The 25,553-nt window shown below is 69.8% G+C and carries 22 protein-coding genes and 1 tRNA gene; 12 read left to right on the top strand and 11 right to left on the bottom strand.

The features are described from left to right. Positions 1-28: 28 nt before the first annotated feature. Entirely contained in the window at positions 29-1,648 is a 1,620-nt protein-coding gene (locus VES41_RS00620; protein ID WP_324811651.1) for a GMC family oxidoreductase, read from the bottom strand. A 124-nt stretch (positions 1,649-1,772) separates the two neighbouring features. On the opposite strand from VES41_RS00620, the gene VES41_RS00615 reads away from it, so the two are divergent. The 5 genes from VES41_RS00615 (at position 1,773) to VES41_RS00595 (ending at position 6,544) form a co-directional block, all read left to right on the top strand. Further along, positions 1,773-2,852, top strand: coding sequence for a helix-turn-helix domain-containing protein (locus VES41_RS00615; protein ID WP_324811649.1), 1,080 nt, complete (start codon positions 1,773-1,775; stop codon positions 2,850-2,852). A 69-nt stretch (positions 2,853-2,921) separates the two neighbouring features. Beyond that, positions 2,922-3,773 carry a phosphonate ABC transporter ATP-binding protein gene (phnC, locus tag VES41_RS00610; protein WP_324811647.1) on the top strand — a complete coding sequence of 284 codons (852 nt, stop codon included), beginning with the start codon at positions 2,922-2,924 and terminating at the stop codon, positions 3,771-3,773. A gap of 48 nt (positions 3,774-3,821) precedes the next feature. Beyond that, positions 3,822-4,772: a phosphonate ABC transporter substrate-binding protein gene (phnD, locus tag VES41_RS00605; RefSeq protein WP_324811837.1), complete on the top strand. Its 951-nt coding sequence runs from the start codon at positions 3,822-3,824 to the stop codon at positions 4,770-4,772. Between the two features lie 17 nt (positions 4,773-4,789). After that, on the top strand, positions 4,790-5,605 hold the full coding sequence (gene phnE / locus VES41_RS00600; RefSeq protein ID WP_324811835.1) for a phosphonate ABC transporter, permease protein PhnE: 816 nt from the start codon (positions 4,790-4,792) through the stop codon (positions 5,603-5,605). A gap of 138 nt (positions 5,606-5,743) precedes the next feature. Then, positions 5,744-6,544, top strand: a complete 801-nt coding sequence (locus VES41_RS00595) for a hypothetical protein (protein WP_324811645.1) — start codon at positions 5,744-5,746, stop codon at positions 6,542-6,544. Between the two features lie 106 nt (positions 6,545-6,650). Here VES41_RS00595 and VES41_RS00590 read toward each other — a convergent pair. Beyond that, a tRNA-Arg gene (locus tag VES41_RS00590) sits at positions 6,651-6,725 on the bottom strand. 29 nt (positions 6,726-6,754) lie between these two features. After that, positions 6,755-7,447: a TetR family transcriptional regulator gene (locus VES41_RS00585; protein ID WP_324811643.1), complete on the bottom strand. Its 693-nt coding sequence runs from the start codon at positions 7,445-7,447 to the stop codon at positions 6,755-6,757. Between the two features lie 219 nt (positions 7,448-7,666). Here VES41_RS00585 and VES41_RS00580 point away from each other — a divergent pair, with 219 nt between their 5' ends. The 4 genes from VES41_RS00580 (at position 7,667) to VES41_RS00565 (ending at position 14,348) form a co-directional block, all read left to right on the top strand. Continuing rightward, positions 7,667-8,965 (top strand): efflux RND transporter periplasmic adaptor subunit, encoded by a 1,299-nt coding sequence (locus VES41_RS00580; protein WP_324811641.1) that lies wholly within the window; start codon positions 7,667-7,669, stop codon positions 8,963-8,965. 15 nt (positions 8,966-8,980) lie between these two features. Continuing rightward, entirely contained in the window at positions 8,981-12,139 is a 3,159-nt protein-coding gene (locus tag VES41_RS00575) for an efflux RND transporter permease subunit (RefSeq protein WP_324811639.1), read from the top strand. A gap of 1 nt (position 12,140) precedes the next feature. Next, entirely contained in the window at positions 12,141-13,565 is a 1,425-nt protein-coding gene (locus VES41_RS00570) for an efflux transporter outer membrane subunit (protein ID WP_324811832.1), read from the top strand. Between the two features lie 147 nt (positions 13,566-13,712). Continuing rightward, complete coding sequence (locus tag VES41_RS00565) at positions 13,713-14,348, top strand: c-type cytochrome (protein ID WP_324811637.1); 636 nt, start codon at positions 13,713-13,715, stop codon at positions 14,346-14,348. An 88-nt stretch (positions 14,349-14,436) separates the two neighbouring features. Here VES41_RS00565 and VES41_RS00560 read toward each other — a convergent pair whose 3' ends face one another. The 4 genes from VES41_RS00560 to VES41_RS00545 all read right to left on the bottom strand — a co-directional run bounded on the left by VES41_RS00560 (position 14,437) and on the right by VES41_RS00545 (position 17,308). Next, positions 14,437-14,973 carry a DUF2946 family protein gene (locus VES41_RS00560; protein WP_324811636.1) on the bottom strand — a complete coding sequence of 179 codons (537 nt, stop codon included), beginning with the start codon at positions 14,971-14,973 and terminating at the stop codon, positions 14,437-14,439. A gap of 73 nt (positions 14,974-15,046) precedes the next feature. Continuing rightward, positions 15,047-16,042: a YheT family hydrolase gene (locus VES41_RS00555; protein WP_324811634.1), complete on the bottom strand. Its 996-nt coding sequence runs from the start codon at positions 16,040-16,042 to the stop codon at positions 15,047-15,049. A 16-nt stretch (positions 16,043-16,058) separates the two neighbouring features. Continuing rightward, positions 16,059-16,505 (bottom strand): YybH family protein, encoded by a 447-nt coding sequence (locus VES41_RS00550; protein ID WP_324811632.1) that lies wholly within the window; start codon positions 16,503-16,505, stop codon positions 16,059-16,061. 20 nt (positions 16,506-16,525) lie between these two features. Further along, on the bottom strand, positions 16,526-17,308 hold the full coding sequence (locus tag VES41_RS00545; protein WP_324811630.1) for a hypothetical protein: 783 nt from the start codon (positions 17,306-17,308) through the stop codon (positions 16,526-16,528). Positions 17,309-17,358: 50 nt separating this feature from the next. On the opposite strand from VES41_RS00545, the gene VES41_RS00540 reads away from it, so the two are divergent. Genes VES41_RS00540 through VES41_RS00530 form a run of 3 tightly spaced genes read left to right on the top strand, consistent with a single transcriptional unit; the run spans position 17,359 to position 19,506 of the window. Next, positions 17,359-17,970, top strand: a complete 612-nt coding sequence (locus VES41_RS00540; protein ID WP_324811628.1) for a LemA family protein — start codon at positions 17,359-17,361, stop codon at positions 17,968-17,970. A 31-nt stretch (positions 17,971-18,001) separates the two neighbouring features. Then, positions 18,002-18,976 (top strand): TPM domain-containing protein, encoded by a 975-nt coding sequence (locus tag VES41_RS00535; protein ID WP_414718980.1) that lies wholly within the window; start codon positions 18,002-18,004, stop codon positions 18,974-18,976. A 2-nt stretch (positions 18,977-18,978) separates the two neighbouring features. Continuing rightward, a complete protein-coding gene (locus VES41_RS00530; protein ID WP_324811624.1) occupies positions 18,979-19,506 on the top strand; it encodes a TPM domain-containing protein in 528 nt (175 codons plus the stop codon). Positions 19,507-19,521: 15 nt separating this feature from the next. On the opposite strand, the gene pdeM is transcribed toward VES41_RS00530, so the two are convergent. Genes pdeM through VES41_RS00510 form a run of 4 tightly spaced genes read right to left on the bottom strand, consistent with a single transcriptional unit; the run spans position 19,522 to position 25,510 of the window. Then, entirely contained in the window at positions 19,522-20,214 is a 693-nt protein-coding gene (pdeM, locus tag VES41_RS00525) for a ligase-associated DNA damage response endonuclease PdeM (protein ID WP_324811622.1), read from the bottom strand. Between the two features lie 6 nt (positions 20,215-20,220). Then, complete coding sequence (locus VES41_RS00520) at positions 20,221-22,749, bottom strand: ligase-associated DNA damage response DEXH box helicase (protein WP_324811620.1); 2,529 nt, start codon at positions 22,747-22,749, stop codon at positions 20,221-20,223. Beyond that, positions 22,746-24,392 carry an ATP-dependent DNA ligase gene (locus VES41_RS00515; protein ID WP_324811618.1) on the bottom strand — a complete coding sequence of 549 codons (1,647 nt, stop codon included), beginning with the start codon at positions 24,390-24,392 and terminating at the stop codon, positions 22,746-22,748. The genes VES41_RS00520 and VES41_RS00515 overlap by 4 nt, the downstream gene beginning before the upstream one ends. Next, the gene (locus tag VES41_RS00510) at positions 24,389-25,510 is read right to left on the bottom strand and encodes a ligase-associated DNA damage response exonuclease (protein WP_324811616.1); all 1,122 of its coding nucleotides are present in this window, start codon (positions 25,508-25,510) and stop codon (positions 24,389-24,391) included. Before VES41_RS00510 ends, VES41_RS00515 begins: the two co-directional genes overlap by 4 nt. Positions 25,511-25,553: the final 43 nt, after the last annotated feature.

Genomic DNA, 25,553 nt, shown 5'->3' with positions numbered 1-25,553 from the left:
CGTGGGTGTTGGTAAGCTTCAATCGCGCTCAGGCCGCGTGCGCCAGGCGGACGGCGTCCTCGCGGATCATTCGCGCCGCCTTCTCACCGATCATGATGGTGGGTGCGTTGGTGTTGCCGGAGACGACGTTGGGCATGATCGACGCGTCCGCCACGCGCAGGCCGGCGATGCCGCGCAGGCGCAGGCGTTCGTCCACCACGGCCATCGGGTCGGTGGCCGGGCCCATCTTGCAGGTGCCCACCGGGTGGTATTGCGTATCGGCGCGGTTGCGGATGTCGGCCTCGATGCCGGCCACGTCGTCGACCTTGGTCGAGTACAGCTGCTCGCCGCGAATGCCGTCGAAGGCGCGCGACTCGATGATCCGCTGCTGAAGCTGCACGCCGCGCACGAGCGCGGCGAGGTCGCGGTCGTCTGACAGGAAGCGCGGATCGATGAGCGGCGCCGCGCGCGGGTCGCGGCTGGCCAGCGTGACGGTGCCGCGGGCGTGCGGGCGCAGCAGGTCGACGTGGCAGGAGATGCCGTGGCCCATGTGCATCTTGCGGGCATGGTCGTCGACGATGGCCACCACGAAGATGAGCTGGAGGTCGCAGGCCGGCGCGTCGGGCGTGGAGCGCACGAATGCTCCCGCCGTGGCGTAGGGGGTGGTGACCAGCCCGGTGCGCTTGCTGCGCCATTCGAGCATGGCCTTGCCGAACTTCAGCCCGCCGCCGATCGAGACGCCGAAGGTCTCGGTGTTGCTGGCGGTGCGCCACGATTGCACGTGGTCGATGTGGTCCTGCAGGTTCTGGCCGACGCCGGGCACATCCAGCAGCGTCTGGATGCCCAGCGAGCGCAGGTGCGCGCCCGGGCCGATGCCCGAGAGCATGAGCACCTGCGGCGTGCCGAAGGCGCCGGCGGTCATGACCACCTCGCGCCGCGCGCGCGCCTGCTGCGTTGTGTTGCCCTGGAGGTATTCCACCCCGGTGGCGCGGCCGTTCTCGACGAGCACGCGCGAGGTCTGCGCGCGGGTGATGACCTTCAGGTTCGGGCGCGACAGGTTCGGCGTGAGGTAGGCCTTGGCCGCACTGCAGCGCTCGCCGTTCTTCTGCGTGACCTGGTAGACGAACGCGCCCTCCTGCCGGGCGCCGTTGTAGTCGGGATTGGCGGGAATGCCCTGCTCCTGCGCGGCGCGCAGGAAGACGTCCCGCAGGGGGCTCTGGTAGTGGGCATAGGTGACGTTCAACGGGCCACCCTGGCCGTGGAACTCGTTGTCGAACTGCTCGTTGTGCTCGGACTTGCGAAAGTACGGCAGCACGTCGTCGTAGCCCCAGCCCGGGTTGCCCTGCGCCGCCCAGGTGTCGTAGTCGAAGCGGTTGCCGCGCACGTAGAGCATGGCGTTGATGGAGCTCGATCCCCCCAGCGTCTTGCCGCGCGGCTGGTAGCCGCGGCGGCCGTTCAGCCCCGGCTGCGGCACCGTCTCATAACCGTAGTTGTTGATCTTGGTGGGCATCATGGCCACCACGCCGGCGGGCGCGTGGATCAGCACGCTGGTATCGGGGCCGCCGTTTTCCAGCAGGCACACGGTGACGTCGGGGTCTTCGGTCAGGCGGCTGGCGATGGTGCAGCCGGCGGAGCCGCCGCCCACGATCACGTAGTCGAACTCGTTCATTGGTCAGGTCTCCGTTGGACTCTTTTTGGGATCGCGGCAAAAGCCGGCCGCTGCGTGGCAGACTCACGCCTCGAAGGCGAGCAAGCCGGGATATGAATTGTCAAATTGGCGCAGGACGGCGGGTATGACCGATGACGACGAGGCCATGACGCCGGACGACAAAGCCGGGTTAACCCCTGGGGGACTGGGCTGGAAGCTGTCTGTCCATGACGCCGTTTTCCCGGTTCTCCCTCTCGCCGGCATCCTGACGATCGCGCAGGAGCAGAACTGGAACATCGCCGAGCTGTTCCCGAGCCTGAGCGCCCAGGACGGCCTGCCGGACGCCCGCTATTCCTATGCGGAGGCGCGCGAGGGCATTCTGCGCAGCCTTTACCGGGCACGCGGCCTGCAGCTGGCGGTGAACTCCGGCGCGCGCAAGGCGTTGCCGCACCTGGGCGCGATCGGCCCCGGCTTCGCGGCCCACCGCACCCTGGGCGAAGCGCTGCGTTTCGGACTGAGCTACCAGTTGGTGGCCGGCTCGATGCTCGACCTGCGTTTCCACGAGGACGGCCGCGAATGCTGGCTGGCCGCCCACAGCCGGTTCGACGACCCCGAACTGCGCGATTTCCTGGACATCGACCACCTGGCCACGGTCGCCAACGCCTTGCGGCAGCTGCAGCCGCACGGCCCGCCGCTGTTCAACCGGGTCGAGCTCAGCTGCGTGGCGCCAAGCCTGCGCGACAGCCTGGCCGACCTGTTCGGCGCCAACGTGACCTTCGGCCATCCGATCAGCCGGCTGGTGTTCCAGCCGGGTGCGCTCGACCGGCCGCAGCTGCTCTACAGCGCGTTGGGCATCGAGCTGGCGCGACAGGCCTGCGAGCGCGACCTGGCCATGCGCAGCCTGACGTTGCAGCGTGCCGGCACCCTGCGCAAGCGCCTGTACGACGCAAGTGGGCGCTTGCTCCCATTGTCGCGGGTGGCGGATGACCTGGACATGAGCCCGCGCAACCTGCAGCGCGCGCTGGCACGCGAAGGCCTGCGCTACTCGGACCTGCTCGATGAGCAGCGCCGCGAGGAGGCGCAGCGCCTGCTGCATGCCGGCCACTCCACCGCCCAGGTGGCAGAGAAGCTCGAGTTCAGCGACCAGCGCAGCTTCGTGCGGGCGTTCGAGCGATGGACCGGCCTGAGCCCCGCGGCCTGGCGCAAGTCACAGCAGATCGGCTGACGCGCCACGAATCTGTCAACTGTCGACACTGTCACGCAACCTTCATCGTCGGAACCTAGAGTTCCGGCCATGAAACAAGACAACGCAGACGTGGTCGTGCGCGTGAACGACGTGCGCAAGACCTTCGCGGGCCGTCCGGCGCTGCGCGGCGTGAGCCTGGCCATCCGCCGCGGCGAACGCGTGGCGCTGCTGGGCGCCTCGGGCTCCGGCAAGTCGACCCTGCTGCGGTGCCTGTGCGGCCTGGAGGTGGCCGATGCGGGCGGCGGTTCGGTGGAGGTGTTCGGGCGGCCGCTGCAGGCCGGCGGCCGGCTGGCCAGGGACATCCGGCGGCTGCGCCACGGCATCGGCGTGATCTTCCAGCAGTTCAACCTGGTCGGCCGCCTGCCGGTGATGAGCAACGTGCTGACCGGCCTGGCCGCCGAAGTGCCGCTGTGGCGCAGCCTGACCGGGCGGTTCACGCTGGACCACAAGGCCCGCGCGCTGGACGCGTTGGGCGCCATCGGCCTGCAGGAGCAAGCCTTCCAGCGCGCCTCGACCCTGTCGGGCGGACAGCAGCAGCGCGCCGCCATCGCCCGGGTGCTGGTGCAGGGCGCGCAACTGCTGCTGGCCGACGAGCCGGTCGCCTCGCTCGATCCGGAGTCGACGCGGCGCGTGATGGAGCAGTTGTCCGCACTCAACCGCGACGCCGGCATGACGCTGGTGGTCAGCCTGCACCACGTCAGCCTGGCACAGCGCTACTGCGACCGCGTGATTGCGCTGCGCGACGGCGAACTGGTCTACGACGGCCCGAGCGCGGCGCTGAGCGTGGCGTTCCTGCAGCAGCTGTACGGCACCGCCGCCGAGGAACTGCTGCACGACAGCGCGGCGCCGCATCCGACCGCGCCCGTACCGACCATCCAGGCCATTCCGCTGGCCGCGTGAACGCCCTGCCCTTTTCCTCTCTCTCTTTCCAAGGAAGACATCACCATGATGAAGCTCAAGACTCTCGGCGCCTGCCTGGCGCTCGCCTTCGCCGCCGGCGGCGCCATTGCCCAGGACATCAACTTCGGCGTGATCGCCACCGACTCGGCCTCGACCCAACGCGAGCGCTGGGAGCCGTTCTTCCGCGACATGGAGAAGAAGACCGGCCTGACCGTCAAGTCGTTCTACGCCCCCGACTACGCCGGCGTGATCGAGGCGATGCGCTTCAACAAGGTGCAGGTGGCCTGGTTCGGCAACAAGTCGGCCATGGAAGCCGTCGACCGCGCACAGGGCGAGGTGTTCGCCCAGGTGATGTACACCGACGGCACCTTCGGCTACAAGGGGCTGCTGATCACGCACAAGGACAGCCCGTACAAGACGCTGGACGACGTGTTCAAGAACGGCAAGTCGATCAACTTCGGCATTGGCGACCCCAACTCCACCTCGGGCTTCCTGGTGCCCACGTACTACCTGTTCTCCAAAAACAACGTGGACTACCGCACCGCCTTCAAGACCGTGCGCAACGCCAGCCACGGCGCCAACATCCAGGGCGTGCTGGCCAGGCAGGTGGACGTCGCCACCAACAACACCGAGGAAATCGACAAGCTCAAGGCCAGCAAGCCCGAACTGGCCGCGCAGCTGCGCATCCTGTGGGAAAGCCCGCTGATCCCGAGCGACCCGTTCGTCTGGCGCAATGACCTCGACCCGGCCGTGAAGACCAAGCTCAAGAACTTCGTCGTCAACTACGCCAAGACCGACCCCGAGGAAAAGGCGATCCTCAAGAACATCTACAACTACGGCGGCTTCCGCGCGTCCAGCAACGAACAGCTGGTGCCGATCCGGCAGCTGGAGCTGTTCAAGGACCGCTCGAAGATCGCAGCCGACGAGCACATGGACCCGGCCGCCAAGACCAAGGCACTGGCCGAGCTCGACGCCAAGCTCGCGGTCCTGAAGCTGTGACCGTCGCCGGCACCACCATGGCCGCGCCAGCGCCCAGCGCGGCGTCGCTCGAACTGCTGCGCGCCCGCGTCGCTGCCGAGCGGACCGGCCTGCCGCAGATGCTGGCCTGGGGCCTCGTGCTGGCGCTGCTGGCATGGGCCTGGCGCGGCGCCGAGATCCGCCCGCTGGACCTGCTGCGCGACTCCGGCAACATCGGCACCTACGCGAGCGAGTTCTTTCCGCCGGACTTCCACGACTGGCGCATCTACCTGCGCGAGATGGTGGTGACGATCCACATCGCCATCTGGGGCACGCTGCTGGCCGTCGTGGCCGCCGTGCCCGCGGGGCTGCTGTGCGCATCCAACGTCGCACCGGCGTGGATCCGCCAGCCCGTGCGAAGGCTGATGGACGCCTGCCGCGCCATCAACGAGATGGTGTTCGCCATGCTGTTCATCGTGGCCGTCGGCCTCGGCCCCTTCGCCGGCGTGCTCGCGCTGGCCGTGCACACCACCGGCACCCTCGCCAAGCTGTTCTCCGAAGCCGTCGAGGCCATCGACCCGCGTCCGGTCGAAGGCATCCGAGCCACCGGCGCGCACAAGCTGGTCGAAGTGCTCTACGGCGTGGTGCCGCAGGTGCTGCCCCTGTGGCTGAGCTTCACGCTCTACAGGTTCGAGTCGAACGTGCGCTCCGCCTCGGTGGTCGGCATGGTCGGCGCCGGCGGCATCGGCGTGGTGCTGTTCGAAGTGATCCGCAGCTTCGAATACTCGCAGACCTGCACGGTGCTGATCATCCTGGTGGTGACGGTGTCGTTGATCGACCTGGCTTCTGGGTGGGTGCGGGGGCGGTTTATTTGAGGGTGGGCGGGAGCGGGTGGTGGCCAGGGGAATCGCCCAAGTCACCAGATTTCACGGTTAACTGCGAAATGAAGAAGCAATCATCAAATTCGTTTGACGATTCGATAACCTTTGTGTCTCCACTATCCAGGAGACACTTTGTTTGCAGTCATTGCCGAGAACGACGAGTCGCCATGGGCCGATGAAACCGGCACGCTCTATCACTTCCCCAAGCGCTACAAACCGATCCTGCGGCCGGGAGCACAAGTCATTTATTACAAGGGAAAGATGCGCAACGCATCTTTTGCGTCGAGGCGCCTTACAGCCGAACCTCACTACTTTGGCATTGCTTCGATCGGTAGCGTGCATGCCGATAGGCAGAGCAATAAGGGCGACCTGTTCGCGACTATCGAAAACTATCAGCCGTTCGGCATTGCCGTCGCGATGAAGGACGCACTAGGCGCGTACTACGAGCGAATTCCTGCGAATCGGATCGCAAACTACTGGCGTGATGGGGTGAGAGCTATCGATGAGGCCGTCTACAACACAGTAGCGGCCGCAGCACACGTCAGGCCGGACCCAGCTAACAACGTCAAGGCTCCACCGCCCGATGCTTTACCTAGCGATGATTTCGAATCAGGACAAGAAGGTGATCCCACGCTGCGCTATGTAACGACGTACGAACGCGATCCGCGCTACCGTCGACAGGCACTTGCAATCCACGGTTATCGATGCGCAGCCTGCGACCTCAGTCTCGGCGAACGATATGGGCCATACGCCGACGGACTGATTCACGTGCACCATGTACAGCCTGTTTCTACTTACGCGACGCCTCGCCGCATCAACCCCGCGATAGATCTGATTCCGTTGTGCCCGAACTGCCACGCAGTAATTCACAGAGGGAAGACGAAAACACTCACAGTAGACGAACTGCGGGCGATGCTTGTGTGTGCCGGCTAAGCTGGCCCGGGTACGGGCTCGCGTCACAGTGTGAACGCCTGCCGATGAGGCTGTCCCGAGAAAACGAAAAAGGCCGGAGGCATGTGGAAGCTTCCGGCCTTTGAATTGGTCCCGCCGCCAGGAATCGAACCTGGATCTCAGCCTTCGGAGGGCCGAATTCTATCCGTTGAAATACAGCGAGTGAGCCGGGCGCGAACGTCCGGCAGCCGGCTATTTTAGCCTAGCGCCGCACGATGTGCCGCCGCTGGTTCCGTCCGGTGGCACAGCGGCCAGTTCCGCGCATTGCGGGCCCAGGCCCAACCCGGTCAGGTACACCATGAGCAGGCGCCGCCCGGCGTCGACCAGGTCGAAGGCTTCGGGCTCGAGCAGCCAGTCCTCGATGAGGCCACCCACCAGCGAATGCAGGCCCTGCGCGGCAGTGGCGACCGGCAGCGCCAGCCGGTGGCCGGCCTGGCGCGCGGCGGTGCCCAGCGCATGCTCGAGGTCGGACAGGAACATGCGGCGCGATTCGAGGTGGCGCCGCTGCACGGCTTCCATCTCGTCGGTGTATTCGATCTTGCGGGTGGCGATGTCAAACACGCGGCGGACCTGCAGGTCCGAAGAAATCACGCGCAGCGCGGCGTCCAGCGTCTGCTGCACGCCCAGCAGGGGCTGGTCGGCGCGGGCCTGCATGCCGGCGCGGTTGGCGGCCTCCAGCGGCAGCGTCACGCGGTCCATCATGGCGTTGAACAGGTCGGCCTTGTCCTTGAAGTGCCAGTACACGGCGCCGCGGGTGGCGCCCGCGGCCTGGGCGATCTGCTGCAACGTGGTGCGCGACACCCCCTGCGACTGGAACAGCAGTTCGGCCGCGTCCAGCAGGGACTCACGCGTGGCGAGTGCCTCTTCCTTGGTGCGACGTGCCATGTCTCGACTGCCTTGCTTGATTGGTGCGTTTGTTGCGTATGCGCTGCGTGGCTGCCCAAATTGACCCCACAGGTCAGACTATACATCCATGAATGTATGTATACTAGCCACCTAAATCGAGACGCCCCGACTTCGTTCGCCCGTGCATGACCTGCATGCGGGTGCGGTGGGGCGCTTGTCGCCGTTTTCTGTCATTGCCTCCTTTCCCGAAGGAATCCCATGCCTCTTCTGCATGATGTCTCTCGTCCGTTCCCGACCCGGCTGGCCGCAGGCGTGCTCACTCTGGCCATCGCGGTCCTGCTCAGCGCCTGCGGCAAGGGCGAGGCACCCGCTGCCGCCGGCGCCGGTGGCCCCAAGATGCCGGCGCCCGAGGTGGGCGTGGTGGTGGCCACGCCCGGCGACGTGGGCCTGCTGGTCGAACTGCCCGGCCGACTCGAAGCCTCGCGCGTGGCGCAGGTGCGCGCCCGCGCCGCCGGCATCCTGCAAAAGCGCCTGTTCCGCGAGGGCAGCGACGTGAAGGCCGGCCAGCCGCTGTTCCAGATCGATTCGGCGCCGTACAAGGCGACCGCCATGAGCGCCGAGGCCAGCCTGGCGCGAGCCGAGGCCAACGCCGTGCAGGCGAAGGCGCTGGCCGAGCGCTACAAGCCGCTGGTCGAGGCCAATGCGGTGAGCAAGCAGGAATACGCCAAGGCGGTCGCCGACTGGAAGGCGGCCGAGGCCGACGTCGGTGTTGCCCGCGCCGCGGTGCAAACGGCGCGCATCAACCTGGGGTACGCCAGCGTCACCGCGCCCATTTCGGGCCGCATCGGCCGCGCGCTGGTGACCGAAGGCGCGCTGGTCGGCCAGAACGAGGTGACCGAACTCGCGGTGATCCAGCAGATCGACCCGATGTACGTCAACTTCACCCAGTCGGCCACCGAGGTGCTGAAGCTGCGCCGCGCCATGGAAGCCGGCCAGTTCAAGCGCACCGACGACGCCGCCGGCGCGAGCGTGCGCGTGGTGCTGGAAGACGGCACCGCGTACGCGCTGCCGGGCAAGTTGCTGTTCTCGGACCTGACGGTCGACCCGACTACCGGCCAGATCACGCTGCGCGCCGAGGTGCCCAACCCGAACGGCGTGCTGCTGCCCGGCCTGTACGTGCGCGTGCGGCTCGAGCAGGCGCAGGCCACCAACGCCATCACCGTGCCGCAGCAAGCCGTCACGCGTACGCAGGAAGGCGACACGCTGAAGGTGGTCGGCGACGACGGCAAGGTCAGCGTGCGCAAGGTCAAGATCAGCGCCGGCCAGGACAACCGCTGGGTGGTGCTCGACGGCCTGAAGGCCGGCGAGAAGGTGATGGTCGACGGCTTCCAGAAGCTGCAGATGATGCCGCCCGGCACGCCGGTCAAGCCCGTGCCGTGGACGCCGCCCGCGCCCCAGACCGCCGAAGCGCCGGCCGCCCCTGCCCCGGCTGCTGCCGCCGCCAAGCCTGCCGACGCCGCGCCCGCCAAGGCGCCGGCGGCGGCCCCGAAGCAATAAAGGGAGCCTTCCCGCATGGCCAAGTTCTTTATCGATCGCCCCATCTTCGCGTGGGTGATCGCCTTGTTCATCATGGTGGTCGGCGGCGTGGCGATCACGCAGCTGCCCATCGCACAGTACCCGCCGGTGGCGCCGCCATCGATCGTGATCAACGCGGCCTACCCGGGCGCCTCGGCCCAGACGCTGGAAGACAGCGTGCTGGCCGTGATCGAGCGCGAGATGAACGGCGCGCAGGGGATGATCTACATGGAGTCGGTGGCGCAGGCCGACGGCACCGGGCAGATCACCATCAGCTTCGCGCCCGGCACCAATGCCGACCTCGCGCAGGTGGATGTGCAGAACCGCCTGTCGCGCGCCACGCCGCGACTGCCGCAGGTGGTCACGCAGCAGGGCGTGCGCGTCGACAAGTCGCGCACCAACTTCCTGCTGTTCACGATGCTGTCGTCGGACAACCCCGACGTCGACACCACGGCGCTGGGCGACTACGCGGCGCGCAACGTGGTGCCCGAGCTGCAGCGGCTGCCCGGCATCGGCCAGGCGCAGCTGTTCGGCAGCGAGGCGGCCATGCGCATCTGGATCGATCCGGCCAAGCTGCAGGGCTACAAGCTGTCGTCGGCCGACGTGGTGGCCGCCATCCGCGCCCAGAACGCGCAGGTGGCCTCGGGCACCATCGGCGACCTGCCCAACGTCGCGGGCCAGGGCATCTCGGCCACGGTCACGGTGACCGGCCAGCTGGGCAACGTGGAGCAGTTCGGCAACATCGTCCTGCGCGCCAATCCGGACGGCTCGACGGTGCGCCTCAAGGACGTGGCGCGCATCGAGATCGGCGGCCAGACCTACGCCACCTCCGCACGCCTGAACGGCAAGCCGGCGGTGGGCATCGGCGTCCAGCTCGCGCCCAGCGGCAACGCGCTCGACGCGGCCAAGGCGGTGCGCGCGAAGATGGATTCGCTGTCCCAGTTCTTCCCCCAGGGCGTGAAGTGGACCATTCCGTACGACAGCTCGCGCTTCGTGAGCATCTCCATCAAGCAGGTGGCCGAGACGCTGTTCGAGGCAGTGGTGCTGGTGTTCCTGGTGATGTTCCTGTTCCTGCAGAACTGGCGCTACACGATCATCCCGACCATCGTGGTGCCGGTGGCGCTGCTGGGCACCTTCGGCACGCTGCTGGCGCTGGGCTTCTCGATCAACGTGCTGACCATGTTCGGCATGGTGCTGGTGATCGGCATCGTGGTGGACGACGCCATCGTGGTGGTCGAGAACGTCGAGCGCATCATGAGCGAGGAAGGGCTGCCGCCCTTGCAGGCCACGCGCAAGGCCATGCAGCAGATCTCCGGCGCCATCATCGGCGTGACGGTGGTGCTGGTCTCGGTGTTCGTGCCGCTGGCCTTCTTCGCCGGCTCCACCGGCAACATCTACCGCCAGTTCTCGGCGGTGATGGTGGCGTCGATCTGCTTCTCGGCGTTCATGGCCCTGTCGCTCACGCCGGCGCTGTGCGCCACGCTGCTCAAGCCGGTGGAAGCCGGGCACCATCACGAGAAGCGCGGCTTCTTCGGCTGGTTCAACCGCGGCTTCTCGCGCACGGCCAAGGGGTATGAGGGCCTCGTCTCGCGCATCCTGCGCCGCGCCGCGCGCTACCTGATCATCTACGCGGCCATCGTGGCGGCGCTGGTGCTCGTCTACCAGCGCATCCCGAGCTCCTTCCTGCCGCAGGAAGACCAGGGCAACATCATCGTGAACGTGCAGCTGCCGCCCGGTGCGACGCAGGAGCGCACGCTGGCGGTGATGGAGCAGGTCGAGGGCTACATCCTCAAGCAGCCCGAAGTGCAGAGCATGGTGGCCGTAATGGGCTTCAGCTTCTCCGGCCAGGGGCAGAACGCGGGCCTGGCCTTCGTGACGCTCAAGGACTGGGACGAGCGCAAGGATCCGCAGCACTCGGCCTCGGCGCTGGCGGGCCGCGCGTTCGGCGCGCTGTCGCGCATCCGTGACGCCTTCATCTACCCGCTCAGCCCGCCGCCCATTCCCGAGCTGGGCAACTCGAGCGGCTTCAGCTTCCGCCTGCAGGATCGCTCCGGCGCCGGGCACGAGGCGCTCGTCAACGCGCGCAACCAGATGCTGGGCATGGCCTCCCAGAGCAAGGTGCTGAGCCAGGTGCGCCCGGACGGCCTGGAAGACGCGCCGCAGTTGCAGATCGTCATCGACCGCGACAAGGCCAACGCCCTGGGCGTGGGCTTCGACGCGATCAACTCCGCGCTGTCGACCTCGCTGGGCTCGTCGTACGTCAACGACTTCCCGAACCGTGGCCGCATGCAGCGGGTGGTGGTCCAGGCCGACGCGCCGGCGCGCATGCAGCCGGAAGACTTGCTCAAGATCAACGCCAGCAACAGCAAGGGCGAGCCGGTCCCGCTGTCGGCGTTCGCCACCACGCAGTGGGCCAATGGCGCGACGCAGACGGTGCGCTACAACGGCTACCCGTCGATGCGCATCAGCGGCGACGCAGCGCCGGGCTACAGCACCGGCGCCGCCATGGCCGAGATGGAAGCGCTGGCGGCCAAGCTGCCGGCGGGCTTCGGCTACGAATGGACCGGCCAGTCGCGCGAGGAAAAGCTCGCCGGCTCGCAGGCCACCATCCTGTACGCCTTCTCGATCCTGGCGGTGTTCCTGTGCCTGGCCGCCCTGTACGAGAGCTGGTCGATCCCGCTGGCGGTGATCCTGGTGGTGCCGCTGGGGGTGCTCGGCGTGCTGCTGGCGACGCTGCTGCGCGCCTATTCGAACGACGTGTACTTCCAGGTGGGGCTGATCACGATCATCGGCCTGTCGGCCAAGAACGCGATCCTGATCATCGAGTTCGCCAAGGACCTGCAGGCGCAGGGCCGCGGCGTCGTCGAATCGGCGCTGGCCGCCGCACACCTGCGGTTCCGTCCGATCGTGATGACGTCGCTGGCCTTCGGCCTGGGCGTGCTGCCGCTGGTGCTCGCCTCCGGCGCGGGCTCGGCCAGCCAGCGCGCCATCGGCACCGGCGTGCTGGGCGGCATGCTGACCGGCACCGGCCTGGCTGTCTTTTTTGTTCCGGTGTTCTTCGTGGTGGTGCGCTCGCTGTTCAAGGGCAGCGCGCGCCAGCGCGAGGCCGACCGCCGCCACGCGGAAGCCGCGGGCATCGAGGAATCGCATGGCTGACATGAACAACTTCATCCCCTCGCGCCTCGCCGCGCTGGCGGCCGCACTGGTGCTGGCCGGCTGCTCGATGGCGCCTACCTACGAGCGCCCGGCCGCGCCGGTGCCCGCAGCGTTTCCGGCCACGCCGGTCGACGGCGCAGCCGCGCGGGCACCGGCGGCCGGCACGACGGCGGCAGTCGACATCGCCTGGCAGGACTTCTTCACCGATCCGCGCCTGGCCGGCCTGATCCGCACCGCGCTGGACAACAACCGCGACCTGCGCGTGGCGATCAAGAACATCGAGGTCGCGCAGGCGCAGTTCCGCATCACGCGCTCGGCGCAGGCCCCCAACCTGTCGCTCAACGCCGGCGGCACGCGCCAGCGGCCCATGCCGTTCGTCGGCGGCGTCGGCGAGAGCGACTACGTCAACGTCGGCATCTCGGCCTGGGAGCTGGACTTCTTCGGCCGCATCGAGAGCCTCAAGGACGCGGCGCTCGCGCAGTACCTGGCCACCGAGGAGACGCGCAAGACGGTGCAGACCAGCCTGATCGCGGCGGTCGCCAACGGCTGGCTGGCGCTCATCGCGGACGAGGAATCGCTCGACATCACGCGCCAGACCCTGGCCACGCGCGAGGAAGGCCTGAAGTTGTCGAAGCTGCGCTTCGACAACGGCGTGATCTCCGAGATCGACATGCGCCTGGCCGAGTCGCTGGCCGAAGGCGCGCGCGCCACGTACGCGCAACAGCAGCGCGTGCGCATGCAGGACGAGAACGCCCTCGCCCTGCTGCTCGGCGCGCCGGTGCCGCCCGAAGCGGTCAAGGTCGGCACCAATGCCCTGGCCAGCGTCCAGCCCATGCCGGACGTGCCGGCCGGCCTGCCGTCCGACCTGCTGGCCAACCGGCCCGACGTGCGCACGGCCGAACAGCAACTGCTGGCGGCCAACGCCAACATCGGCGCGGCGCGGGCCAACTTCTTCCCGCGCATCACGCTCACCGCCAACTACGGCACGGCGAGCAACGAGTTGTCCGGCCTGTTCGAAAGCGGCTCCAAGGCCTGGTCGTTCGCGCCATCGCTGGTGCTGCCGATCTTCGACGCCGGCCGCAACCGCGCGACGCTGGACACCGCCTGGGCCAACCGCGACATCGCGGTGGCGCAGTACGAGAAGTCGGTGCAGTCGGCGTTCCGCGAGGTGGCCGACGCACTGGCGGCGCGCGCCACGCTGAGCGAACAGCTGCGCGCCCTGCGCGCCCAGGCCGATGCCGAGGAGAAGCGCTTCCGCCTGTCGGTGCTGCGCTATCGCAACGGCGTGGCCAATGCGCTGGACCTGCAGGACGCGCAGCGCTCGCTGTTCACCGCGCAGCTGGCGGCCACGCAGACGCGCCTGGACCAGCTGCAAAGCCAGGTCCTGCTCTACAAGGCGCTGGGCGGAGGCTGGACAAGCCGCTGACGGCTGAAAAGACGGGGCTTCCCTGCCCTGTGGTGCGGGCCCATCAGGGGGCGCCGCCGCCGGGCGGGCACGCATGGGGTCTCTTCTATAATCCCCGGTTGATTTGAAAAGTCCCCCTTTTGCAGCCCCACGACACTTGAGGACTCCATGAGCGACGCCGCGCACTCCGAAGAAGCCCACACTGGCCCGATCAAGAGCCCCAAGCAGCTTCTGCTGGCCGTGTTCTTTTCGTTCGTGGCGCCGATCCTGATCATCGTCGGCCTGGTGTCGTATGTGGTGTCGGGCTACAAGCCGTCCGGCTCCGCCACCGGCGAAGGCATGGACCTGTACGGCGTGTCGCAGCAAAGCCGCGACAAGGAAACCGCGCTGCGCCTGCAGCGCGTGGGCTCGATCGAAGTGCGCGACGCCAACCGCCCCCTCGCCACGGGCGAGGCCGTGTTCAAGGGCCAGTGCATCACCTGCCACGGCGCCCCCGGCATTCCCGGCGCGCCGCACCTGAACGACAAGGCCGCCTGGGCGCCGCGCATCGGCCAGGGTTACCCCACGCTGCTAGAGCATGCCCTCAAGGGCAAGGGCGCCATGCCTGCCCAAGGCGGCGGCGACTTCGAAGACCTGGAAATCGGCCGCGCCGTGGTCTACATGGCCAACGCGGGCGGTGCCACCTTCCCCGTGCCCGACCGTCCGGCCGCCGGCGCGCCGGCCGACGGCGCCAAGCCCGCGGACGCGGCGCCTGCTGCTGCTGCCGCCGCGCCCGCGCCCGCCGAGGCACCGGCCAAGCAATAAGCAGCCTCTCCGGCACCGCGGCCCGGGTGGCTTGCGGCAAACGACAAAGCCGGCCAGTGGCCGGCTTTTTTCATGGCGCGCTCGGCGATCAGCCAGGCGTGGCGGGCCGCGCCGCCACTGGGCTTTTCACGAAGCCGAAGCGCGCCGGCAGATCCATCGCACGGACCGTCTCCGGCGTCCAGCGCCCCTGCTCGATCAGTTCGGCCGCCGTCGGCACGTCCAGCGTGTGGACCAGCGCCAGCCCCGCGTCGGTGGCCAGGTACACCTTGCCGTCCTCGTCCACCAGGAAGGCCTGGGCGGACAGCGCCGCGCCGGTGTGGGCGGTCAGCTCGCCTTGGGCCGACAGGCGGCCGATCAGGGGCGTGGCTTCCAGTTCGACATAGACGCGCTGCGGACCGTTCTGGAAGAACCACTGGCCGGCCTCGTCATGCGCGTAGTTGCGGCCGATGAACGCCACGAGCTTCTCGTGCTCGAGCCTCGATCCGCGGGACTGCGGGAACGGCCCGGCAGCCTGGGCCGCGTCGTCGCGCAGGTACCAGTTGCCGCGGGCGTCCAGGGCCAGCCAGCCGAAGCAATGGGGAACGTTGGGCCACTTGGCGAGGGCCTGCTTGACGATGTCATCCATGCGGGCATTTTGCGCCGCCCGCCACGGTGCGGGCGCAGGACGGGCTCGCCGCCGCCCGTCGGCCGCCTTCAGTTCACCCGCCGGCCTGGGCCAGCCAGTTGCCGACGGCCTCGGGCATGGCCGCCACGTGGCCCGGCGGCGGGCCGGCGGCAAAACCCACGTGGCCGCCATGCTCGGGCTGCCACAGCGTCACCAGCGGCCCCACGTCCGCCTGCCGCGGCAGGCTCGCGGCAGGCACGAAGGGGTCGTTGCGCGCGTTGAGCACCAGCGACGGCACCCGGATGGCCGCGAGATGCGGTTTGGCCGAACCACGCGTCCAGTAGTCGTCGGTGTCGCGAAACCCGTGCAGCGGGGCGGTGAAGATGTTGTCGAAGGCGTACAGGTCGGGCGCCGCCAGCAGGGCCTCGCGGTCGAACAGGCCGGGATGCTGCTGCAGCTTGGCCAGCGCCTTGGGCTTCATGGTCTGAAGGAACATGCGCGTATACGACAGGCGGTTGAAGCCGCGCCCGATCGCCGCCCCGCCTGCTGCCAGGTCGAGCGGCGCGCTGACTGAGGCCAGCGCGGCGACCGTCTGCCCCGCGCTGCGGCCGGACTCCTCGGCCCAGCGCAGCAGGGCGTTGCCGCCGAGCGAGACGCCGACCGCGAACATCACGCCGCCGCCGGCCGCGGCGTGCCGCGCGCGCAGGCGCTGCAGGATCCAGCCGATCTCTTCGTAGTCGCCCGAGTGGTAGGCCCGGGGGGCGAGGTTCATCTCGCCGCTGCAGCCGCGAAAGTGCGGCACGGCGTAGTCCATGCCTCGTGCCTGCGCGAAGTCCGCGAAGGCGCGTGCATAGTGGCTCTGCGACGAGCCTTCCAGGCCGTGGAACAGCACCAGCAGCGGGCGGCCGGGCCGGGCGCCGGCCGCATCGCGGAAATCGACGTCGATGAAGTCGCCGTCCGGCGTGTTCCAGCGCTCGCGCCGATACGCCATGGGCCCGCCTCGCGGCCGGCCCGAGACCAGCGCCGCCCAGATGGTCTGCAGGTTGCCGCCCGGCAACCACGCGGGGGAAACGTAATCGAAGCCCGTCATGCCGAACGACCGCCCCTCAATGCAGCATCTGCGGCGGGTCGTGCGCCTCGACCGGCTCGTGCGGAACGCCCGGGCTGGCGTGGTGCGCCACCATGCGCCAGCCCAGGGCCGTGCGGTGGTAGATGTTGGTCGCCAGCACGAATGCGTGGCGCGGGCCTTCGGCGGTCAGCACCTCGATGCGCTCGAGCACGTTGTGGACCGCGCTGCCCAGCGTCTCGACCTTGCGCACGCGCCCGGGCGTGGCATGGATGGCGCCATTGCCGAACATCTGCTCGAAGGCGGCACGGATGGCGGCGGCGCCCACCAGGCGCGGACCGCCCGGATGCACGCAGAAGATCTCGTCGTCGTCGGCCCAGCAGGCCATGAGCGCATCGACGTCGCCGCGCTGCAGCGCCTCGTAGAAGGCGGCCTCGAGCTCATCGGCGCCGCCGCTGTCTTCCACACGTTGTCGGGACTTGGCCATCCCCCGATTCTGCCGCGCCTTCAGCCGGTGCTGGGCAGCGCCAGCCAGTCGCGCACGACCTGCTCCATGCGCCCGCCCTGCGCGGCCCGCCAGACGCACTCGGGGGCCGCCACGTGTGTGCCCGGCGGCGCCAGGCGAAGCGCCAGGTCGACGAAGTGCGCCACGCCGGCAGCGCGCACCGGCTGCTCGCTCGAGGGCAGCATGTAGCGCGCGATGGAGATCATCCAGTGGGCCAGCCGCTGCGCCGCACTGGCGTGGACGACCGCGCCGGGCTTGCGGGCGGTGCGCACCAGCACCAGGCGCTCGAAGCCGAGCGAGGCCACGGCCTGTTCGTCCAGGCTGGCCAGGCCGCGCTTGAGCGCCTCGGGCAGGCGGCCCTGGTCGTGCGGCTGCACGACGACCAGCGTCCGCACGCCGGCTTCGCGCAGCCGGCGCGCGAGGGATGGCAACTGCGCGGGAAGCGGCGTCCACAGCGCGCGTTCGCGGTCGTGGTACAGGCGCGGCGGATCGAAGCTCACCAGGGCGACGTCGGCTCGCACCTGCGCCAGCCCGGCGTCGTCGTCGGGAAAGCCGGGCGGCACCCGGACCGAATCCAGCCCGCGCAGGCCATCCTGCACCGGCTCGCGCACCAGCACCAGGGTGTGTTCGAAGCGGTGGCGTCCGGCCAGCCGGCGCACCAGTTCGTTGCCCAGCGCGCCGGTCGCGCCGGCGATGAGCAGGCGGCCGCCGGCGCCGTCCGGCCGGTGCGGCGCGGCCACCGGCCGCTGTGCCGCCTGCAGCGCGTGGAGAGGGTCGAGCGGCATGCGTTCTATGCTACCGTCTGCGTCCTTCACTGCAACGGGAGCACATACAAATGGCATTGCTGAAGCGCTGGCTGATGACGATCGCACTGGGCCTGTCGGCCGTCACCCTGACCGGGTGCGGCTACAACGACTTCCAGCGGCTCGACGAAGCGACGAAGTCCGCCTGGAGCGAGGTTCTCAACCAGTACCAACGCCGTGCCGACCTGGTGCCCAACATCGTGGCGACGGTCAAGGGCCAGGCCAACTTCGAGCAGGAGACGCTCACCCGCGTGGTCGAGGCGCGCGCCAAGGCCACGTCGATCCAGGTCACGCCGGAGACGATCAACAACCCCGAGGCCTTCAACCGCTTCCAGCAGGCCCAGGGCGAACTGTCCGGCGCGCTGTCGCGGCTGATGGCGGTGTCCGAACGCTATCCCGAACTGCAGGCCAACCAGGCGTTCCGCGACCTGCGCGTCACGCTCGAGGGCACCGAGAACCGCATCACCGTGGCGCGCAACCGCTACATCCAGACGGTGCAGGAATACAACGTGCTCGCGCGCAGCTTCCCGACCAACCTGACGGCCAAGGTGTTCAGCTACGACCCCAAGCCCAACTTCACGGTGCAGAACGAAGCCGAGATCTCCAAGCCGCCGACGGTCGACTTCGGCGCGCCCAAGAAGTAGCCGGTTGTCTTCGCGCCCCGACAGCCCGGTGATGGCGCAGGTTCCGCCGCCGACCCGCCGCGCCGCCACAGGCTCCGCGCCCTTGCGCGCCCTGCTCGTGGCGTTCGCCGGCCTCGTGCTGTGGCTGCTGGCCTGCGCGCCGGCCGCGGCGCAGGCGGTGCTGCCGGTGCCCGCGCTCGATGCCCGCGTGATCGACCAGACAGGCACGCTGCAGCCGGCGCAGAAGCAGGCGCTCGAGACCAAACTGGCGGCGCTCGAATCCGACAAGGGCTCGCAGGTCGTGGTGCTGATGGTGCCCACCACCGCGCCGGAGGACATTGCCAGCTACGCCAACCGCGTGGCCAATACCTGGAAGATCGGCCGCAAGAACGTCGGCGACGGCGTGCTCGTCATCGTCGCCAAGAACGACCGGCGCATGCGCATCGAGGTGGCCAAGACGCTCGAGGGCGCCATTCCCGACCTGATGGCCGCGCGCATCATCGACGACGGCATGAAGCCGCACTTCCGCCGGAACGACTTTGCCGGCGGCCTCGAGGCGGCGGTGGGGCAGCTGGACGCGCTCATCCGCGGCGAGGCGCTGCCGCCGGTCGAGCACTGGAACGGGCAGCCCGCCGAGCGCGGCTTCGACTTCGGCCAGCTGGCCATCTTCCTGTTCTTCGGCGTGCTGGTGGTGGGCCGGGTGCTGCGCCAGATCCTGGGCAACAAGCTGGGCGCGCTGGCGACCGGCGCGGGCGCTGGCGCCATTGCATGGCTGGTCGGCACGAGCGTGCTGCTGGCCGTGGCGGCGGGCGTGGTGGCGCTGTTGTTCACGCTGATGTCCAGCGCCTTCGTCGGCGTGCCCACGCTCGGACGCAATGCCGGCTACCGGCGCGGCGGCGGCTTCGGCGGCGGCCTGGGCGGCGGACTCGGCGGTGGCTTCGGTGGCGGCGGCTTTGGCGGCGGGGGCGGTTTCGGCTCGGGCGGCGGCGGCGACTTTGGTGGCGGCGGCGCCTCGGGGGATTGGTAGCCATGCAACAGCCAAGCGGTTTTCTCGGCAAGCTCGGCCGCCTGTGGCGGCACCGGTGGACCGACGCTGCCGACGTCCGCCGCGTGCTGCCCGACGCGCTGCTCGAACGCCTGGAGCAGCGCGTCGGCGCGAGCGAGCGCCGTCACACCGGCGAGGTGCGCATCTGCATCGAAGCCGGCCTGCCCTTCTCGTACCTGTGGCGCGGCGCGACCGCGCGCGAGCGCGCCATCGCCCAGTTCGGCAAGCTGCGCGTGTGGGACACCGAGCACAACAACGGCGTGCTGATCTACCTGCTGCTGGCCGAGCATGCGATCGAGATCGTGGCCGACCGCGGTATCGCCTCCAGGGTGAGCGCCGGCCAATGGGCCGACATGACGCGCCGCATGGGCGCGGCCTTCCGCGAAAGCCGCTTCGAGGACGGACTGACGCAGGCGCTGTCCGAGGTGTCTGCGCTGCTGGTGGAGCACTTTCCGCTGGCGCCGGGCGAAGTCGACAGCAACGAGCTGCCGGACGCGCCGGTGGTGATCTGACCGGCCCGGTTGGGCTCAGGCCGCCGGCGCGGGCAACGCCCAGACCGCGTCGCCACCCACCGCATAGAGTCGCCGCCCGGGCCCGCCCTGCACATGGAGGCCGCCGGTGAACTCGCCGAAGGCCGGCAGCACGGCCAGGCGCTCCTCGCGCACGAAGCACGCCAGGCGTACCCGATCGTGGGCACGGCCATGCAGGCTGCAGGCCGGATGCAGGTGGCCGGCCAGCACGAAGTGCGTGCCATGCGTCTGCGGATGGTGGCAACACGCGAAGGGGCCGAGCAGCCACGGCTCTTCGACGATGGCGATATCGAGTTCGGCCGGTGGGTCGCCGGCATGGCTGTCGTGATTGCCGCGCACCAGCGTGCATTCCAGTCCGGCGTGGCGGGCGCGCCAGCCGCGCAGGGCCGACAGCAGCGCAGGCGTGCGAGCCTGCGCCGCGTGCAGGAAGTCGCCGAGCAGCACCAGCCGCTGCGCGCCGAGGCCGTCGATCAGACGGTCGAGCCGGTGCAGGTTGCCGGCTGTGGTGCCGCGCGGCACCGGTTGCCCCAGAGCGCGAAAGCTCGCGGCCTTGCCCAGGTGCAGGTCGGCGACGAACAGCGTGCGCCCGCGCGGCCACCACAAGGCCCGCTCGGCCAACAGGTGCAGGCGCTCGCCGGCCCAGTCGACCAGGCAATCGCCGCTTCGGTCCAGGACGTCTTGGGCACTCATCGCCCGTCAGTGTGCCGGATCGGCGCCGAACACCAGCGTGGCTTTCACGGCCGCGCTGTCCGACGCCTGCATCGGACCGCCCGCGGCTTTCTCGAGTTGCGCCACCATGCGGGCGATGCGGTCGGCCAGCCGCTCGTTCGACAGCTGCTCGCGGAACAGCTCGACCATCAACGGGAAGGAAAAAGGCGTGGCCCGCTCCAGGGGCACCAGTTGCAGCCGGCGTGCGTTCATGCGCGCCAGGCTCTCGCCGAGGCGGCCGATCTCCAGCTCTTGCGCCAGCAACTCGCGCTGCGCCTGGTCGAGCAGCAGGTTGCCGGCGTCGTACTTGCGGAACACCTCGTAGAAGAGCGACGACGAGGCCTGCAGCTGCCGGTTGCTGCGCCGTTCGCCGGGATAGGACTGGAACACCAGCCCCGAGACGCGGGCGATCTCGCGAAAGCGCCGGCGCGTCAGCTCGCTCGCATTGAGGCTGGCCAGCACTTCGCCGAGCAATGCCTGCTCGTCGCCCTGGCGCAGCGCCTGCGGCAGCAGCGCGGCCCAGTCCACCTCCTGGGCGCACAGCAACTCGAAACCGTAGTCGTTGAAGGCCAGTGAAAAGGTGCGCGGCGCCTGCTGCGCCATGCGCCACGCCAGCAGGTTGGCCAGGCCCAGGTGCACCGGTCGGCCGGCGAAGGGATAGACGAACAGGTGCCAGCCCTCGCGGGTGCGCAGCGTCTCGGCGAGCAACTGCGTGGGCGTGGGCAGCGCCGACCAGCGCTGCTGCAGTTCGAGCAGCGGCTGCAGGCTGCGCATTTCCGGGGATTCCCAGCGGCCCTGCGCGGCCAGCGCCATCTGTTCGAGCATGGCGTCGCCGAGCGTGCTGGTCAGTGCCATGCGCCCGCCACCCCAGCGCGGGACCGCGGGACGCTTTCCTTGCGCCCGGCGCACCAGCGCCGTCATGTCGTGGATGCGCACCAGCTCCAGCAGGCGGCCGCCGAACAGGAAGCAGTCGCCGGGCTTGAGCCGCGCGACGAAGCTTTCCTCCACGCTGCCGATGCGCCCGCCGGAGAGATACTGCACCGAGATGCTGGCGTCGCTGACGATAGTGCCGATGTTCGCCCGGTGGCGGCGCGCCAGCCGTGCGTCCGGCACGCGCCAGATGCCCTGCTCGTCCGGCACCACGCGGTGATAGTCGGGATAGGCCGCCAGGGACGGCCCGCCCTGCGAGACGAAATCCAGGCACCACTGCCAGGCCTGGCGCGACAGCTGCGCATACGCGGCGGTGCCTCGCACCTCGCGGTACAGCGCCTCGGGCTCGAACCCGCCGCCCAGGGCCACCGTCACCAGGTGCTGCACCAGCACGTCGAGCGGCTGCTGCGGGCTCGGCCTGGCCTCGATGTGGCCGGCAGCCACCGCCGCACGCGCGGCAGCACCTTCGGCGATCTCCAGGCTGTGCGTCGGCACCAGCGTGATGCGAGACGGTCGACCCGGCGCATGTCCGGAGCGGCCGGCGCGCTGCAGCAGGCGGGCCACGCCTTTGGCAGAGCCGATCTGCAGCACGCGCTCGACCGGCAGAAAGTCCACGCCCAGGTCCAGGCTGGAGGTGCAGACCACCGCGCGCAGGCGCCCGTCCTTGAGCGCCAGCTCGACCCAGTCGCGCACGGCGCGGTCGAGCGAACCGTGATGCAGCGCCACCAGGCCGGCCCAGTCCGGCCGCGCCTCGATCAGCGCCGAATACCAGATCTCGGCCTGAGAGCGGGTGTTGGTGAACACCAGCGTGCTGCCGCTGGCCTCCAGCTCGCCGATCACCTGCTGCAACATGGTCAGGCCCAGGTGGCCGCCCCAGGGAAAGCGCTCGGCGCGCGGCGGCAGCAGGGTGTCGATCACGAGCTTCTTGGCCGTCTCGCCCTGCACCAGCACGCCGTCGGTGTCGCCAAGCAGCGCGTGCATCGCCTCGGGCAGATTGCCCAGCGTGGCCGACATGCCCCAGACCATCAGCTGCGCCTGCCACTGCCGCAGCCGCGCCAGCGCCAGCTGCACCTGGACGCCGCGCTTGTTGCCCATCAGCTCGTGCCATTCGTCGACCACCACCAGCCGCACGCGGCCGAGGCGCTCGCGCGCGTCTGCCCGGGCCAGCAGCAGCGACAGGCTCTCGGGCGTGGTCACCAGCACGCTGGGCAGCCGCTTGTCCTGCGCGCTGCGCTCAGCCGACCCGGTGTCGCCGCTGCGCGCCCCGGCCCGCCAATGGGGCGCAAGGTCGGGCAGCGGCCGCTGCAGGGCGCGCAGGGTGTCGGCGGCCAGGGCGCGCATCGGCGTGATCCACAGCACGGTGAGCGGCGCGGCCGCGTCTTCGCGCGGCGTGCCCTTGGACGTGCCGGCCAGTGCGAGCAGCGCGCCGAGCCAGACCGCGTAGGTCTTGCCGGCGCCGGTGGTGGCATGCAGCAGCCCCGAGCGGCCTTGCGCGATGGCCTGCCACACGGTGCGCTGGAACGCGAAGGGCTTCCAGCCGCGCGCAGCGAACCACGACTGCAGCCTGCGGGCGCCGGTCATGCTCATGGCGGCAGCAATGCAGCCAGCGTCTGCAGCGTGTCGGCCTCTGCCACCGGCTTGTCCTGGCGCCAGCGCAGCATGCGCGGAAACCGCACCGCGATGCCGCTCTTGTGGCGGGCACTGCGCGAGATGCCCTCGAACCCCAGCTCGAAGACCATCGTGGGCGTGACGCTGCGCACCGGACCGAAGCTTTCGACCGTGCTGCGGCGGATGCGGGCGTCGACCTGCGCCATCTCCGCGTCCGACAGGCCCGAGTAGGCCTTGGCAAAGGGCACGAGCTGGCGCTGCGCGGCCTCGGGCGGCCCGTCCCAGACGGCGAAGGTGTAGTCGCTGTAGAGGCTGGCACGCCGCCCGTGACCGCGCTGGGCGTAGATGAGCACGGCGTCGACGCTCATCGGATCGATCTTCCATTTCCACCAGGTTCCGGCCTCGCGCGTGCGGCCGACGCCATAGGCCGATTGGCGCTGCTTGAGCATGAGGCCCTCGACGCCTCGGGCGCGGGCCTCTTCGCGCGTGCGGCCCAGCCCGGCCCAGTCCTGCGCATCCAGCAGCGGACTGGCGATCAACGTCGGGTGCTGCAGCTGCGCCACCAGCGACTCGAGCAGCGCGCGCCGTTCGACAAAGGGCTGCGCGCGCATGTCCCGCCCGTCGGATTCGAGCAGGTCGTAGGCGATCAGTGCGGCCGGCGTCTCGCGCAGAAGGCGCGCGCCCAGCGTCTTGCGGCCGATGCGCTTCTGCAGCTCGGCGAAGGGCTGCACCCGGCCTTCGCGCCAGACCACGATCTCGCCGTCGATGACGGTGCCCTCGGGCAGCGCCTCGCCCAGTTGCGCGAGCTCCGGAAAGCGTTCGGTGATCAGCTCCTCGCCGCGCGACCAGAGCCAGCTCTGGCCGGCGCGCCGCACCAACTGCGCCCGGATGCCGTCCCACTTCCACTCGGCGAGCCAGTCACCTGTCGGGCCCAGCAGCGCGTCGAACTGGTCGACCGGCGAGGCCAGCGGATGGGCCAGGAAGAAGGGATACGGCTGGCCGCCGCGCAGGCTTTCCGCGGCCTGCGGGTCATGCGCGGCGATGAGCGCGCCATAGGCGCCGGGGTCGGGGCGGGCACCCGGGTGCGTGTAGCCCATCAGGCGCTGCGCGACCACCGTCGCGGGCACACCGCCGACGGCCGCCAGCGCCTGGGTCACCGCCAGCCGGGAGACGCCGACGCGGAAGGCGCCGGTGATGAGCTTGAAGTAGACCAGCCGCTCCTCGGGCGCGAGCTGGCGCCATTGCGAGCGCAGGCGGTCCGTGAGGTCGGCCGGCGGCAGGCCGCGCAGCGCCAGGAGGTGCTGTTCGACCCAGTCGGCCAGGCCCAGGTCATGCGCGTCGTCCGGCGGCGGCAACAGCAGCGCGATGGTTTCCGCCAGGTCGCCCACGGCCTCGTAGCTTTCGTCGAACAGCCACTGCGGCAGGCCGGCAGCCTCCTGCGCCAGCAGGCGCAGCAGCTTCGAGGGCACCAGCTGGCGCGGCTTGCCACCCGCCAGGAAGTAGACCGCCCACGCCGCGTCCCGCGGCGGGGCCTCCCGCAGGTAGCGCTGCAGCGCCGCCTGCTTGGCCAGGCTGGAGGTGCTGGCGTCCAGGTCGCGATAGAGCGCGGCGAAGGCCTTCATGATGCGGACGGCGGTGCCGACGAGGCTTCGCCCTCCTGGGCCGGCGCGGCGTCGTCCTCGTCGCCGTACTCGGTGCGAAACCCCTGCGCATCCAGTCCCAGTTCGCACAACCATCGGACCATCACGTCCACGCTGCCGTGCGTGACCCGCACGCGCTGCGCGCCCGTGGCCGCGATCGCCTGCTGCAGGCCGGGCCAGTCGGCATGGTCGCTCATGACGAAGCCGCGGTCGACGCCGCGCCGGCGGCGTGTGCCGCGCAGCAGCATCCAGCCGCTGGCGAAGGCGTCCGACCGGCCGCTGCCGAAGCGACGCAGCCATGGCGAGCCCTGCGCCGAAGGCGGCGCCAGCACCAGCGCGCGGCGCAGCGTCGCGGCGTCGATGCCCGGATCGGTGACGCGCGCCGTGGCCGGCAGGGCGACGCCGGCCTCGCGATAGACGGCGTTGAGCGGCTCGATGGCGCCGTGCACGACGATCGGGCCGATGCCCGCGTCCACGCCGTGCAGGATGCGCTGCGCCTTGCCGAAGGCGTAGCAGAACAGCACGCTGGCCCGCCCCTCCTGCGCGTTGCGCTGCCACCAGCCATTGATCTGCGCGAACAGCTCCGCCTGCCCCGGCCAGCGATAGATCGGCAGGCCGAAAGTGGATTCGGTGATGAAGCAGTCGCAGCGCACCGGCTCGAACGGGTCGCAGGTGCCGTCCGGCTCGGTCTTGTAGTCGCCCGAAGCCACCCACACCTGGCCGCCGTGCGCAAGGCGCACCTGCGCCGAGCCCAGGACGTGGCCGGCCGGATGCAGCGAGATGCGCACCCCGTTGTGCTCTACCCCCTCGCCATAGGCGAGCGTGTCGAGCCGGATGCCGGCGCCGAGGCGAGTCCGCAGGACGCCTGCGCTGGCCTCGTGGGCGAGATAGTGGCCATGGCCCTGCCGCGCGTGGTCCGAATGGCCATGGGTGACGACCGCCCTCTCGACCGGTTGCCACGGGTCGATGTAGAAGTCGCCGGGCGGGCAATAGAGCCCTTCGGGACGTGCGATGACCAGGTCGTCCGCACGCGCCCGCCCGCGCTGCGGCGCATGCCCGCGAGGGCCCGCTTCGCTATCGGGGATCGGCGCGGTCGTCATGCACCGCCATGGTAGGCGCAGCGCGCCGGCGGCCCACCCGCCA

Origin of the sequence: Variovorax sp. (assembly GCF_035634955.1) — a bacterium.
GTDB lineage: Bacteria > Pseudomonadota > Gammaproteobacteria > Burkholderiales > Burkholderiaceae_C > Variovorax.
Note: the sequence above shows the minus strand (reverse complement) of the source record. Positions and strands in the feature narration are given on the sequence as shown.

Excerpts from the sequence above, each read along its gene's own strand:
- VES41_RS00620 (WP_324811651.1), bottom strand. The coding sequence starts at position 1,648 with ATGAACGAGTTCGACTACGTGATCGTGGGCGGCGGCTCCGCCGGCTGC.
- VES41_RS00615 (WP_324811649.1), top strand. The coding sequence starts at position 1,773 with ATGACCGATGACGACGAGGCCATGACGCCGGACGACAAAGCCGGGTTA.
- phnC (WP_324811647.1), top strand. The coding sequence starts at position 2,922 with ATGAAACAAGACAACGCAGACGTGGTCGTGCGCGTGAACGACGTGCGC.
- phnD (WP_324811837.1), top strand. The coding sequence starts at position 3,822 with ATGAAGCTCAAGACTCTCGGCGCCTGCCTGGCGCTCGCCTTCGCCGCC.
- phnE (WP_324811835.1), top strand. The coding sequence starts at position 4,790 with ATGGCCGCGCCAGCGCCCAGCGCGGCGTCGCTCGAACTGCTGCGCGCC.
- VES41_RS00585 (WP_324811643.1), bottom strand. The coding sequence starts at position 7,447 with ATGGCACGTCGCACCAAGGAAGAGGCACTCGCCACGCGTGAGTCCCTG.
- VES41_RS00580 (WP_324811641.1), top strand. The coding sequence starts at position 7,667 with ATGCCTCTTCTGCATGATGTCTCTCGTCCGTTCCCGACCCGGCTGGCC.
- VES41_RS00575 (WP_324811639.1), top strand. The coding sequence starts at position 8,981 with ATGGCCAAGTTCTTTATCGATCGCCCCATCTTCGCGTGGGTGATCGCC.
- VES41_RS00570 (WP_324811832.1), top strand. The coding sequence starts at position 12,141 with ATGAACAACTTCATCCCCTCGCGCCTCGCCGCGCTGGCGGCCGCACTG.
- VES41_RS00565 (WP_324811637.1), top strand. The coding sequence starts at position 13,713 with ATGAGCGACGCCGCGCACTCCGAAGAAGCCCACACTGGCCCGATCAAG.
- VES41_RS00560 (WP_324811636.1), bottom strand. The coding sequence starts at position 14,973 with ATGGATGACATCGTCAAGCAGGCCCTCGCCAAGTGGCCCAACGTTCCC.
- VES41_RS00555 (WP_324811634.1), bottom strand. The coding sequence starts at position 16,042 with ATGACGGGCTTCGATTACGTTTCCCCCGCGTGGTTGCCGGGCGGCAAC.
- VES41_RS00550 (WP_324811632.1), bottom strand. The coding sequence starts at position 16,505 with ATGGCCAAGTCCCGACAACGTGTGGAAGACAGCGGCGGCGCCGATGAG.
- VES41_RS00545 (WP_324811630.1), bottom strand. The coding sequence starts at position 17,308 with ATGCCGCTCGACCCTCTCCACGCGCTGCAGGCGGCACAGCGGCCGGTG.
- VES41_RS00540 (WP_324811628.1), top strand. The coding sequence starts at position 17,359 with ATGGCATTGCTGAAGCGCTGGCTGATGACGATCGCACTGGGCCTGTCG.
- VES41_RS00535 (WP_414718980.1), top strand. The coding sequence starts at position 18,002 with ATGGCGCAGGTTCCGCCGCCGACCCGCCGCGCCGCCACAGGCTCCGCG.
- VES41_RS00530 (WP_324811624.1), top strand. The coding sequence starts at position 18,979 with ATGCAACAGCCAAGCGGTTTTCTCGGCAAGCTCGGCCGCCTGTGGCGG.
- pdeM (WP_324811622.1), bottom strand. The coding sequence starts at position 20,214 with ATGAGTGCCCAAGACGTCCTGGACCGAAGCGGCGATTGCCTGGTCGAC.
- VES41_RS00520 (WP_324811620.1), bottom strand. The coding sequence starts at position 22,749 with ATGAGCATGACCGGCGCCCGCAGGCTGCAGTCGTGGTTCGCTGCGCGC.
- VES41_RS00515 (WP_324811618.1), bottom strand. The coding sequence starts at position 24,392 with ATGAAGGCCTTCGCCGCGCTCTATCGCGACCTGGACGCCAGCACCTCC.
- VES41_RS00510 (WP_324811616.1), bottom strand. The coding sequence starts at position 25,510 with ATGACGACCGCGCCGATCCCCGATAGCGAAGCGGGCCCTCGCGGGCAT.